The sequence below is a fragment of the Halobacterium sp. BOL4-2 genome (assembly GCF_016917835.2).
In the GTDB taxonomy this organism is placed as follows: Archaea; Halobacteriota; Halobacteria; order Halobacteriales; family Halobacteriaceae; genus Halobacterium; species Halobacterium salinarum.
On sequence record NZ_CP070335.2, the window covers coordinates 121,252 to 133,271 of the forward strand.

At 63.2% G+C, this 12,020-nt stretch carries 10 protein-coding genes; 4 read left to right on the top strand and 6 right to left on the bottom strand.

Annotated elements, in window-relative coordinates:
* Nucleotides 1–22: 22 nt before the first annotated feature.
* Nucleotides 23–1,444 (bottom strand): alkaline phosphatase, encoded by a 1,422-nt coding sequence (locus tag JRZ79_RS24935; RefSeq protein WP_010904149.1) that lies wholly within the window; start codon nt 1,442–1,444, stop codon nt 23–25.
* Nucleotides 1,445–1,515: 71 nt separating this feature from the next.
* Between JRZ79_RS24935 and JRZ79_RS24940 the strand changes: the two genes are divergently transcribed.
* On the top strand, nt 1,516–2,895 hold the full coding sequence (locus JRZ79_RS24940; RefSeq protein ID WP_010904150.1) for a hemolysin family protein: 1,380 nt from the start codon (nt 1,516–1,518) through the stop codon (nt 2,893–2,895).
* A 54-nt stretch (nt 2,896–2,949) separates the two neighbouring features.
* Here the strand turns inward: JRZ79_RS24940 and queC are convergent, their stop codons facing one another.
* The 4 genes from queC to JRZ79_RS24960 form a co-directional block, all read right to left on the bottom strand.
* Complete coding sequence (gene queC, locus JRZ79_RS24945) at nt 2,950–3,639, bottom strand: 7-cyano-7-deazaguanine synthase QueC (RefSeq protein ID WP_010904151.1); 690 nt, start codon at nt 3,637–3,639, stop codon at nt 2,950–2,952.
* Between the two features lie 117 nt (nt 3,640–3,756).
* Entirely contained in the window at nt 3,757–4,530 is a 774-nt protein-coding gene (locus tag JRZ79_RS24950) for a 7-carboxy-7-deazaguanine synthase QueE (RefSeq protein WP_010904152.1), read from the bottom strand.
* Complete coding sequence (locus tag JRZ79_RS24955) at nt 4,530–4,982, bottom strand: 6-pyruvoyl tetrahydropterin synthase family protein (protein WP_010904153.1); 453 nt, start codon at nt 4,980–4,982, stop codon at nt 4,530–4,532. The genes JRZ79_RS24950 and JRZ79_RS24955 overlap by 1 nt, the downstream gene beginning before the upstream one ends.
* 134 nt (nt 4,983–5,116) lie before the next feature.
* Nucleotides 5,117–6,400, bottom strand: a complete 1,284-nt coding sequence (locus JRZ79_RS24960; RefSeq protein ID WP_049892719.1) for a dicarboxylate/amino acid:cation symporter — start codon at nt 6,398–6,400, stop codon at nt 5,117–5,119.
* A gap of 314 nt (nt 6,401–6,714) precedes the next feature.
* Here JRZ79_RS24960 and pyrB point away from each other — a divergent pair, with 314 nt between their 5' ends.
* The 3 genes from pyrB to JRZ79_RS24975 all read left to right on the top strand — a co-directional run bounded on the left by pyrB (nt 6,715) and on the right by JRZ79_RS24975 (nt 10,130).
* Entirely contained in the window at nt 6,715–7,647 is a 933-nt protein-coding gene (gene pyrB, locus JRZ79_RS24965) for an aspartate carbamoyltransferase (RefSeq protein ID WP_012289640.1), read from the top strand.
* A complete protein-coding gene (pyrI, locus tag JRZ79_RS24970) occupies nt 7,640–8,104 on the top strand; it encodes an aspartate carbamoyltransferase regulatory subunit (RefSeq protein ID WP_012289641.1) in 465 nt (154 codons plus the stop codon). The genes pyrB and pyrI overlap by 8 nt, the downstream gene beginning before the upstream one ends.
* Nucleotides 8,105–8,234: 130 nt before the next feature.
* Nucleotides 8,235–10,130, top strand: a complete 1,896-nt coding sequence (locus JRZ79_RS24975; RefSeq protein ID WP_010904157.1) for an arginine--tRNA ligase — start codon at nt 8,235–8,237, stop codon at nt 10,128–10,130.
* A gap of 150 nt (nt 10,131–10,280) precedes the next feature.
* Here JRZ79_RS24975 and arcD read toward each other — a convergent pair whose 3' ends face one another.
* Complete coding sequence (gene arcD, locus JRZ79_RS24980) at nt 10,281–11,738, bottom strand: arginine/ornithine antiporter ArcD (protein WP_010904158.1); 1,458 nt, start codon at nt 11,736–11,738, stop codon at nt 10,281–10,283.
* Nucleotides 11,739–12,020: the final 282 nt, after the last annotated feature.

Consider the following 12,020-nt stretch of genomic DNA (forward strand, 5'->3'; position numbering starts at 1 on the left):
AAACACCGGATGCGGCCGCGGCTTACAGGGACACACCGAGCGCCGCAGCGAGCGCGTCGGCGACCGCAGTGTTGTCGCGTGCGGCGTCGAACCGCGCCGCGTTCGGGCCGTGTGCGAACACCGGCACGTCGGTGCCCGTGTGTCCGTCGGTGGTGAACGCGATCCCGGCTCGCTCCGCGAGAATCGTGCTGATCGAACCCGGAGCGTCGCGGAGCTTTGCCACCTCTCGGTCGGTCAGTGCGGTGATGCCCGTGTGAGCGGCGACGATCGACTCCAGTTCGTCAGCGCTCCGGACCCCGGCGAGGAGATCCCGAAGCCGGCTGGTGGTCGCTTTCTGCGCGGCGAGCACGTCGTATTCGACCTCGTAGGGCGAGTCGCGACCCAGCGTGAGACCGCCACACTCGTGGTCGCCGGTCGAAACGAGGAACGTCGGCTCGGCGGTCGTCTCGGCGTACTCCACCAACTGGCCCGCCACCTGCGTGGCTTCGTACTGTTCGGCGACCTGGGCGGGGTAGTTCGCGTGGCCGGCGTGATCGACGCGCCCGGACTCCACCAGCAGGAAAAACCCCTTGTCGGGGTCGCCGGCCGACGAGAGCAGGTCAACCCCCGCGTCGACCATCGCATCGAGGTTGGGTTGTGTGTTCTCGGGGTCGTTTTTGCGGTCCAGGTAGTAGTCGAGGTGGCTCTCCTGGCTGAACAGCCCGAGTACGGGTGGGTCGTCGACCGCGTCCAGTTCAGCCGCCGTTTCGGCGATCGTGTAGCCGTTGTCCCTGGCCGCATCCACCAGCGTGCCGCCGTTGGACGCGTCCGCCTCGAAGTCGCGGCGCTGCCCCCCGAGAATCACGTCCGGCTGGGTCTCTTCGATGTACTGGCGCGCGATCTCGGTCTGGTTGCCGCGATCCTCGACGTGTGCCGCGAACGCTGCGGGTGTGGCGTGTGTCGCCTCGGTCGTCGTGATGAGGCCGGTCGCGTACCCCTGGGCGCTGGCCCGTTCGAGGACCGTATCGACGCGCTGAAACCCGCCGCCTGAGGTTTGGACGCCACCGATCGCTCCGTTGTAGGTTTTGACGCCGCTGGCGAACGCGGTTGCGGCGGCCGCCGAGTCGGTGGTCGTCTCGTAGGGGTCATCGGGGAACGTGGTCATCGAACCGCGGGACGAGAACGCGTCGAACCCGGTCGGCGTCTCGGCCGGACTCACGTTCAGCGGGAAGCGCTCGGGCGCTGTCTTGTAGGCGTTGAGGTAGCGCGCGGCGGAGATCTGTGTCTGCCCCATCCCATCGACGATGTACGCGATGGCGTTCGCAGCCGGGGACGCCGTGGCCTGTGCGCGCGCCGTTGTCTGGAACTGTGACGCGACTGCGCCCCCGGCGACGGCCCCGCTGAGGCCCGCCAGGAACGTGCGCCGATCGACACTGGGTGACTCTGTGGTGTGCGGTGTTGGCATCTGATCGCTCTACACGGCTGTACCACCACTGCGCTCAAAGCCACTTATAATAGTCGTCCGGACGCCTATATATGCGGTGGCGTCACCCCAGCGCCCTTCGGAAGGCAGATGAGCGGGGCCGGCGAACGCCGTGCGTAGTGTCAGCTACGTCACTTGCGGTTGGTCGGATCGCGCTCGCCCTCCTCCTCGTCGTCCTGAACGGCTTTTTCGTCGCCGCAGAGTTCGCGTTCGTGCGGCTGCGGTCGGCGTCCGTCGAGACGCTCGTTCAGGACGGACGGCGTGGCGCAACGGCGGTCAAGGAAGCCACGGACAACCTCGATGATTACCTCGCGGTCTCCCAACTCGGGATCACGATCGCGTCGCTCGGGCTCGGGTGGGTCGGTGAACCCGCGGTCGCGGTTCTGGTCGACCCACTACTGGAGCCGGTGCTCCCGGCTCCCGTTCGCCACACCGTGACTGTGGCCCTCGGGTTCGGGATCGTGACCCTGTTGCACGTCGTGTACGGCGAACTCGCGCCGAAGACGATCGCGATCCAGCGCGCCGAGCGCGTCGCGCTCGTGGTTGCGCCCGTGATGAAACTGTTCTACTACGTGTTCCTGCCGGGCACGATCCTGTTCAACGGCATCGCGACACGGTCGGTCCAACTCATCGGCGTCTCCCCGGAGACAGAGGGCCACGACACCCACACCGAGCCGGAGATCCTGAGCGTGCTCTCGGAAGCCAGCGCCGCCGGCCGGATCAGCCCGGCGGAGGTGTCGATGATCGAGCACGTCTTCAGCCTCGACGACACGACTGTTCGTGAGATCATGCGGCCACGCCCCGACGTGACCAGCGTGTCCGCAGACACTCCGCTCCCCGAACTCCGAACGATGGCCGCCAGCGGCGAATACACCCGCTACCCGGTCACCGAAGGCCCGGACGACGACGTGATCGGGTTCGTCGACGTGAAAGACATCTTGCGCGCCAGCGACGCCATCGACGAGTCGGGCGATGTCACGGCCCGGGAGCTGAGCCGGCCGGTCGTCGTGGTTCCCGAGACGCTGCGCGTCGACGAGCTGCTCGCGGAGTTCCAGGCCGAGCACCGCCAGATGGCGGTCGTCATCGACGAATGGGGTGCCTTCGAGGGGTTGGCAACCATCGAAGACGCCCTCGAAGTGATCGTCGGCGACATCCGCGACCAGTTCGATCTGGCGACCCACGCGCAGTCCATCGAGCCCCGCGACGATGGCGGCTACGAGGTTCCTGGCGCGGTGTCGATCACCGAACTCAACGACCACCTCGGCACGGATTTCGAGAACGAGGCGGTCGAAACCGTCGCCGGGCTCGTGGTCAGCCGACTCGGGCACGCCCCCACGGTCGGTGATCGTGCCGTGATCGACACGCACACGTTCCGCGTGACTGGCGTCGACGGCGCACGGATCACGTCGCTGACGGTGACTCCCGACTCCTGACCGGAGCGGTCACCGGCGCTCGCCGTTTCCACCGGGGCGCGCGAACGGCCGCCATTACGTGTACGACGGGCGCTCGGCGTATTCGATCGGGTCGCGTTCGCCCAGGTTCTGGAACGCCTGGAGGCGGAACGCACACGCGTCGCACGTCCCACACGCGGGGGCCTCGGCGCGGTAGCAACTCCACGTGTGCTCGTAGGGGACACCGAGTTCCAGGCCGCGCTCGGCGATGTCGGTCTTCGACCAGTCGACGAACGGTGCGTTGATGCTGATTTCGGTGTCGGGTTTGGTGCCGGCAGCGACGGTCTGCTGGAACGCCTCGAAGAACGCGGGCTGGCAGTCCGGATACCCCGAGAAGTCCTCGCTGTGCGCGCCGATGAACACCGCCTCACAGTCGTTGGCCTCGGCGTACGACGTCGCCATCGCCAGCAGGTTGGCGTTCCGGAACGGCACGTAGGAGGTGGGGATTTCGTCGCTCTCCATGTCGGCGTCCGCGACCGCCATCTCGTCGTCAGTGAGGCTCGACGCGCCGATCTTCGAGAGGTGATCCGTGGTCAAATGGAGGAAGTCCGCGGCACCGAGGGCCGCTGCTTGGGCCGTTGCGCACTCGTGTTCTTTGTGCTCGGTCTGCTGGCCGTACGAGGTGTGGAGCATGTACACCTCGTAGCCGGCGTTGTGCGCAACCGCAGCGGCGGTGGCGCTGTCCATCCCGCCGGATGCAAGCACGACAGCGCGCTTCGCGCTCATCGTCCACCACTCGGGTGCGTGGCACCCGCGGCCGTTCTGCGGTTGGTCGTCGCTGTGCGGTCGCGCCGAGCGCGTGCGTTCGTGTCGATCGTATCGTCAGTGGAGTCTGTCATTGTTTCAGGTCTCCGGGGCGTCGTTCCACAGTGCAACGTGGAGCCGCGGCGTATACCGGTAGCCGTGCTCCATCGCGAGTGTCGCAACCTCGTTTCGTCGCGCGTCGAGCTCCGCGTGGGTTGTGCCCTCCGGCATCAACACCACGTCCTCGTCGCCGATTCGGGTGTCAGTGGCTGTCCTGATCTCCGCAAGCAGTGATTCGATCTCGGGCATATCCGACGGATCGGTGACGACGAACTTGAGTTGGGTGTCGTAGTCGTCGGCGAGCGCGCCGAGCGTCGCCACGTCGATGCGGCGGGCGTCGTGGCGGGCCGCCCACTCACCGTCGCCTTTGGGGTCGGTCTCGGCCGTGGGTGTGCTGGAGGCGAGTTTCGGGCTGACGCTCGCCAAGTCGATGGGGGCGTCACGGTGGATGGTGCCGTTCGTCTCGACGGTGGTGTGGTAGCCAAGCGCTGCGAGGCGGTCAAGCAGCACCACGGCGTCGTCGTGGAGCAGTGGCTCGCCACCGGTGAGTACGACGTGGTCGGCGTGCTCGTACGACTGCACCTCCGCGATGATGTCGTCGACGGACATCGTGGCGTGGGTGGGCTCCCAGGACGTGTGGTATGAATCACAGAACCAACACCGGAGGTTGCAGCCGCTCGTGCGGACGAACACCGACGGCGTGCCGGCGAGCTTCCCCTCGCCCTGCAGGGAGTAAAACAGCTCGTTGATCGGAAGCGCCGGCCCGTCACCACCGTTGCTCGCCTGCCGGTCCGTGGTTTCGCTGACCGGCATCAGTTCGGGCCAGCAGTAAGCGCCGGCGTTTCCGCGACCGTGACGGAGACCGCTGACACCGTCTCAGGGAGCGCGTCGTGGAGCTTCCGCTCCAGCACGACGCCCATCACCTCGGCGGTCGGCGGCTGTTCGAGCACGACAACCGCGTCGCCGTCGCCCGCCTCCCGGAACGCGTCAACGAGCGGGTCGCCGTCCTCAAGCAGGAACCGGTGGTCCCAGTCGGACACCACCGCCGTGACTGTGCCCTTGTCCACAACCCACCCCTCGTCCGTGAGCTGCCCCGTGATTTCGACGCTGATCTCGTAGTTGTGGCCGTGTGGGCGGCTACACTTGCCGTCGTGGTGTTGCAGTCGGTGGCCGGCGCTGATCCGGATCGGGCGATCCCGCCCGATGTGCAGCGTCCGCTCCCCGGTGGCTGTGGACTGTGATCGTTTGGACTGTGCTGAACGCATGTCTCCCTATTCTTCGAGTATGCGGTAAAGAATATCGAAGTCATATCCACGATGCTCTGCCGTCGCCGACCCACGATCCGGGACACGTCACGGGCGGCCGCGCCCGTCCGGGCATCGTTGCCCGCCACACCGGCTCAGTCGTCGGTGCGTTCCCAGACCGTGTTCTCGCGGTCGATCCGGTCGTTCCAGTCCGCGACGAGCGTCGTGACCGCCAGATCACCGGTCACGTTGTTCATGGTCCGAAGCCGGTCGAGGATCGGGTCGACACCGGCGACCATGCCGACGACCTCAAGCGGCAACCCGAGCTGCGTGAGCACCAGCGTGAGCATGATCAGCCCGCTGCCCGGGACACCCGCAGTGCCGACGCTCGCGAGCAGGGCGGTCACGATGACTGTCGCCTGTTCGGCGAGCGTGAGCGTTTGCCCCACCAGATTGGCCGCAAAGATGGCCGCCACGCCCTGATACATCGCCGTTCCGTCCATGTTGATCGTCGCACCGAGCGGCAGCGAGAAGCTGTACACCTCCTCGTCGATCCCGAAGTTCTCGTCGGCGTTGTTCATCGTGACGGGCAGCGTCCCGCTGCTGGAACGGATGCTCAGCGCCGTCACCATCGCTTCTTTGGCGCCGGCGAGGAACGCCCGCGGCGATTCACGCAGCAGCCCCCACTGAATGACGAACAGATACGTGACCCCGATGTGGAGGACCACGGCGAGCGCCAGCGCACCGATGAGTTTTGCGAACGGCAGGATGGCGTCGACGCCTGCCTCCCCGAACGTCGTCGCCATCAACGCGAACACGCCGATCACGCCGTACTCCATGACGCCCCAGACGACGTTGAACATCGCCTCCGAGCCCGCCTCTGCGATCTTGAACACGGCCTGTGCACCGTCGTGCACCGGTGTGCCGGGCTCGAACTCGTCCTGCAGGATCGCGAACGAAATGCCGAGCGCGATCGTGAAAAAGATCGTCGGCAACACGTCCCCGTTGGCCATCGCACCGATCGGGTTCGTCGGAACGACGTTCATCAGCACCGTCCCCAGATCCGGGGCTTGCGTCGTCTCCACGGCGGCATCAGCCACCTCAAGCCCGACTCCCGGGTTGATGAGGTTGCCCGCCAACAGCCCGATGGCGATCGCGACCGCCGTCGTCCCCAGGTAGAGCGCGATCACCTCGCCGCCGATCTTGCCGATGCGGGTCGGCGAAAGCTGCCGCGCTCCCATGAGCAGCGTGAACACGACGACAGGAATGATGATCATTTTGAGCAACCGAACGAACAGCGTTCCGAGCGGCTCAAGCTGTGCGGCTGGCGCGCCGACCGCGAGCCCACAGACCGAGCCGAGAACGAACGCGACCGCGATCCGGTAGATGATCGCAACGGATCGATACGCAGCCCATGCGTCTCGAAGGCGGTTCAACATAGCACAGCATTCCGAAATGCTGGCTGTAAAGCTAACGATACCATATGCTGGCGTCGTTTCAAAAACACATGACGACTGCTTCGTATCCGTGGCGTTCTCGTCACATTCGCTATGGGATCGTCGGGAACTCAACACGCGTTTGAACTCCCACGAATAAAGCTCCTGTTTGGATATTCCGGAAAAACGCGCCATAGCTAGCGAGACCACAGCGGGATCGGCGGATGCTGTCGACGGATGCCGTTGAAACGTTCGATCAGTTAGTTGTTCATGATAGAAAGGAAGATTCAAGTCACCTGGACCGGAGACACAGAGTGATGGATCTCGACCACATCATCACGAGCAAACAACTCTCCCGGGCGGACATCGAGACCGTGCTCGACCGCGCGGCAGAGATCGACGCCGACCCGTCGGCGTTCGCCGACCGGTACGAAAACACCGTGCTCGGACTCCTCTTTTTCGAGCCGAGCACCCGCACCAAGATGAGCTTCGACACCGCGATGAAACGCCTGGGCGGCGACATCGTCGATATGGGGTCCGTAGACTCCTCAAGCGTCAAGAAGGGGGAGACACTCGCAGACACGGTTCGCGTCATCGAAGGGTACGCGGACGCGTTGGTGCTGCGCCACCCCAACCAGGGAGCAGCCCAGATGGCGAGCGAGTTCGTCGACGTTCCGCTTTTGAACGCCGGCGACGGCGCCGGCCATCACCCGACACAGACCCTCCTGGACCTCTACACCATCCGCGAGAACGCCGGCCTCGAAGACCTCACGATCGGCATCATGGGGGATCTCAAGTACGGGCGGACGGTCCACTCGCTGTCCCGCGCGCTCACGAACTTCGACGTCGACCAACACTTCATCAGTCCCGAGAGCCTCCAGCTCCCCCGAGACGTCGTCTACGACCTCGAACAGGAGTCCGGCACTCGTGTCCGCGAACACGACTCCTTCGAGGACGTGCTCCCGGAGCTGGACATCCTTTACGTGACTCGGATCCAGCGCGAGCGGTTCCCCGACGAAAACGAGTACCAGAAGGTTGCCGGAGAGTACCAACTCACCGCCACCCACCTCGAAGCCGCCAAAGACGACCTGACCATCATGCATCCGCTCCCGCGAGTCGACGAGATCGCACCCGAAATCGACGACACCGACCACGCGGCCTACTTCGAGCAGGCACACAACGGGGTGCCGGTTCGCATGGCACTGCTGGATCTGGTGCTGTCCGCCGATGGGGGTGTCGACGATGAGTAGCGACCAACACCTCCAGGTCAGCAAAATCCAGGCCGGAACCGTCATCGACCACATCCCGGCCGGGCAGGCGCTGCAAGTGCTTCAGATCCTCGGGACCAACGGAGCAAGCGACGACCAGATCACCGTCGGGATGAACGTCACCTCGGAACGCCACCACCGCAAGGACATCGTCAAGATCGAGGGTCGAGAGCTGAGCCAGGACGAAGTCGACGTCCTGTCGCTGATCGCGCCCGACGCAACGATCAACATCGTCCGTGACTACGAGGTCGACGAGAAACGTCGCGTCGACCGTCCCGACGTCGTTGCGGGTGTGCTCTCCTGTCCGAACCCCAACTGCATCACCGCCAACGACGAGCCCGTGCGATCCGGGTTCGACGTGCTCGACGACGGGATGCGATGTCAGTACTGCGAACAGATCGTCAGTGAGGACATCCCGTCACTGATAGATCCGGAGTAGGCGGCCGTACTCGTGGTTTTTCGTGGCTTTCTCTCGTTATTGTGTTGATTACTGTTCGACTGCTGCCGGGCGAACCACTGGCCCGGATGTAGCAGAATTTATCGTTCTGGAGGGTGAAGGCTCGCATATAATGCTTTATAACCTTCGGCAGGAACTGCTCGCTGGAATCCGGGCTGCCACCTCTGACGCGGGGTACGACTATGAAGTCGACCAGTCCGCGATCGAACTCGAAGACATCACCGATGAGGAGAAAGGCGAGTTCTCCTCACCGATCTCGTTCTCGATCGCGGCCGCGGCCGGAGCGCCCCCGGTCGATGTCGCGGCGGCGATCGCCGACGCCCACCGCTCCAACGGGCTGCCGGCTGAAGTCGAGGCGGTGACCGTCGAAGGCGGCCACATCAACTACCACGCCGACACGACCGATCTGGCAGACGCGACGCTGTCGACGATCCTCCGCGACGGTTCGGAGTACGGCACGCGGACGGACGCCGACCCGGACACCATCCTCGCCGACGTGTCCTCGCCCAACATCGCCAAGCCGCTGCACGTCGGCCACTTGCGGAACACGATCCTCAGCGATGCAGTGATGAACATCCTGGAGGCGCGCGGCCACGACGTCACGCGGGACAACCATCTCGGGGATTGGGGCGTGCAGTTCGGGAACCTGATGCACGAGTACACCGAGTTCGGCGACGAAGCGACGCTGGAAGACGACGCCATCGAACACCTCCTGGATCTCTACCAGCAGTTCGAGCAGCGGGACTCGATGCTCGCGGATCTCGAAGACGATGAGACCGTGACCGACCAGTTCGCCGACGCCGTCACCGAGGAACGTGACTACCACGCCGACAGCGGCAAGGAGTGGTTCACCCGGCTCGAGCAGGGCGACGAGGACGCGACTGCCCTCTGGGAGCGGTTCCGTACCGTGAGCATCGATCGCTTCAAGCAGACCTACGACGACCTCGATGTCGCATTCGACGTTTGGAACGGGGAGAGCTTCTACGCTCAGGAGGGCTGGAACGACGTCATCATCGAGAAGGCGATCGAGAACGACGTCGCGATGCGCGGCGAGGGCGAGTCGGTGTACATCCCGGTGTACCCTGACGACTACGAGAACGTCGGCGACCCGCAAGCGGCAGACGTGGACGCCTCGCTCGATCGCGCACGCCAGATGCGGGAGGCCAACGACGACCTCGAAGACGCCGACTTCGATCCGTTCTACATCGTCAAGTCCGATGGATCGACGCTGTACGGAACCCGCGACCTGGCGACGATCGAGTACCGGATCGAGGAATACGACGCCGATCAGTCGGTCTACGTGGTGGCAAACGAACAGAACCAGTACTTCCAACAGCTGTTCGTCGCTGCCCGAAAGATGGGATACAACGACATCAAACTTAAGCACATCGATTACGGGCTGATCAGCCTCCCCGAAGGGAGCATGTCGACACGGAAAGGACAGATCATCACCGCCCGGGAAGTCCTTGATCGTGCCCAGGACCGCGCCGAGGAGATCATCGCGGAGAAAGGCCGAATCGACGACGCCGAAGCCCAATCGGTCGCAACCAAGATCGCGCTCGCAACCATCAAATACGAGATGGTGGCGGCCAAACGCGAACGCGACACGACGTTCGACATCGACGAGTCGGTTGCACTGGAGGGCGACACCGGACCGTACGTTCAGTACGCGGCAACCCGTGGCTACAGCATTCTGGACGGAGCGGACGCCGCTCCCGAGATCGACGACCTCGATCCATCGGTGTTCAACGACACCGATGTGGAGCTGCTGTTCGAGCTGGCCCGCTACCCACTCGTCCTGGAACGCTGTGAGGAACGGTACGACGCGGCACCGCTTGCCCACTACCTCCTCCAGCTCGCACACGTGTTCAACTCCTTCTACCACAAGAACGCGGTCTTGGACGCCGAAAACGCACGCACGGAGCGCCTCCTGCTGACGAAGGCAACGACACAGATCTTCGACAACGGCCTCGGCCTGCTCGGCATCGACGTGCTCGAAGAGATGTAACCGCGCTGGACATCGTTGAATCGGTTTTGAGGTCCGTGAAACTCGGTTGGCAGCTACTACGATCGCTGTAAGAACGACACAGGAGCGCCGGTGTCTTCCGTACGGACTAGTAAAAAAGACGGCTCGAAGACCGGATCCGAGACGCCGACGTTATGCGGCCGTATCGGCCGACTCTTCGGGTGACTCCTCGGGGTCTTTCATGTACATCTTCCAGCCGGTGAAACCCATGATAACAACCAGGATGGGCGAGAGAATCCCCACGAAGTAGTACGGCAGATAACTCAACACGGGCACCCCGAGCGCACTGGCCATGAACACGCCACCGGAGTTCCACGGAATCATCGGCTCCGAGACAGTCCCAGTCTCTTCGAGGGTCCGGGACAGGCTCGTTCCGTCGAGATCGTACTCGTCGTTGAGGTCGCGGAACGTCATGCCAGGGATAACGATGGACATGTACTGGTCCGCAGTGAGTGCGTTGATCACGAGCGGGCCGAGCGCGGTGACAAGAGTTGCCCCTCCGACACTATCGACAGCTTTTGCAGTGTTGTGCGCTATAACCGACAATACGCCTGTCGCCTCAAGTATACCTCCGATCGAGAGGGCACCGAAGACAATGGTAATAACCCAGATCGACCCTTCAAGCCCACCGGTACTGAGGAGGTTGTTAACGAGGTCGACACCCGTCTTCGGTCCTGTTCCGCTATAGATGATCTGCCATGCCTCAGCGAACCCACGACCCTGGATGAGGATCGAGACGCCTGCCGCGGAGAACACGCCGGCACCGAGCGACGGCAGCGCGGGGTACCCCTTGATCGCCAACCCGAAGGTAATGACCAGCGGGAGCAACACCAGGACAGAAAGCGTGTATGTGCCTGCCAGACCGCCCTGGATCTGTGCGACTTCCGCGCCTGTACCACCAGTGCCACCGGTCTCTGCCATCAACCCGAGGACGGCGTAGAGTGCAAGAGAGATAACCCCAACGATGATAGTGTTCGGGAACATCCCGCGCACGTGATCCCAGAGGTCAACGTCACTGACACCCGAGGCGAGCAGTGTAGTGTCGGAAAGCGGCGACTGCTTGTCGCCCATGTACACGCCGGAGAGGATCGCACCCGCAGTCAGCGGCGCTGGGATCCCGAGTCCGGAGCCAATGCCGACCAGCGCGATACCGAGCGAGCCGGCTGTCGTCCATGAGGAACCGATTGCCGTCGCAACCACGAACGAAAGGAGCGCTGCCAACGGAACGAAGACCGCCGGTGTGAGGAACTCCAGCCCCCAGTACATGATGAACGGGATCGTCCCAGCATCAACCCAGGACGCGATCAGCATGTAGATAATAAACAGGATAAATATCGCCCCCAATCCCATGACAATGCTGTTTGAAATCCCGTCGAAGAGTTCGTCCCACGTGTATCCCCAGCCGTATCGTGCGATCACACCAGTGAAGGCGATCCCCCAAAGCAGGGGCATTTGGGCGTCAAGGCCCAAAAGAACGATACCGACGGCCAGGAACGTAATCATCCCAGCGATCGGGAGGAGCGCTTGTCCGAACGACGGTCGTTTCTCCGGATCAAAGTCCTCGTAACTTCTCGGTTCGAATTCTACCATTGGTAATTATTTGTTTGTTTTCATTTTAGTTGGCGATCCATCAGCTGCCGTTTGTGGCGTCAGGAGCATCTCTTATTCTCCTACGTGTTGGCGTTATTCCCTGGGTAGGATAAAGCTACCGCCAATTCCTACGGCCGTAGTTAATCCTATTCTCAGATAAATTATTGTCTACAAACTCCACAGCTAGCAATAATTATTATAATTCATATATGATGCTCGGGGCATCTGAGTCAGCTCACTGCTGGCCAACGTCAAACACCTAGGCCGGCTCATCACACCACT

Coding starts and splice junctions, on each gene's coding strand:
- queC (WP_010904151.1), bottom strand. CDS start 3,639: ATGAGCGCGAAGCGCGCTGTCGTGCTTGCATCCGGCGGGATGGACAGC.
- JRZ79_RS24935 (WP_010904149.1), bottom strand. CDS start 1,444: ATGCCAACACCGCACACCACAGAGTCACCCAGTGTCGATCGGCGCACG.
- pyrB (WP_012289640.1), top strand. CDS start 6,715: ATGGATCTCGACCACATCATCACGAGCAAACAACTCTCCCGGGCGGAC.
- JRZ79_RS24950 (WP_010904152.1), bottom strand. CDS start 4,530: ATGCCGGTCAGCGAAACCACGGACCGGCAGGCGAGCAACGGTGGTGAC.
- JRZ79_RS24975 (WP_010904157.1), top strand. CDS start 8,235: ATGCTTTATAACCTTCGGCAGGAACTGCTCGCTGGAATCCGGGCTGCC.
- JRZ79_RS24955 (WP_010904153.1), bottom strand. CDS start 4,982: ATGCGTTCAGCACAGTCCAAACGATCACAGTCCACAGCCACCGGGGAG.
- JRZ79_RS24940 (WP_010904150.1), top strand. CDS start 1,516: ATGCGGTGGCGTCACCCCAGCGCCCTTCGGAAGGCAGATGAGCGGGGC.
- JRZ79_RS24960 (WP_049892719.1), bottom strand. CDS start 6,400: ATGTTGAACCGCCTTCGAGACGCATGGGCTGCGTATCGATCCGTTGCG.
- arcD (WP_010904158.1), bottom strand. CDS start 11,738: ATGGTAGAATTCGAACCGAGAAGTTACGAGGACTTTGATCCGGAGAAA.
- pyrI (WP_012289641.1), top strand. CDS start 7,640: ATGAGTAGCGACCAACACCTCCAGGTCAGCAAAATCCAGGCCGGAACC.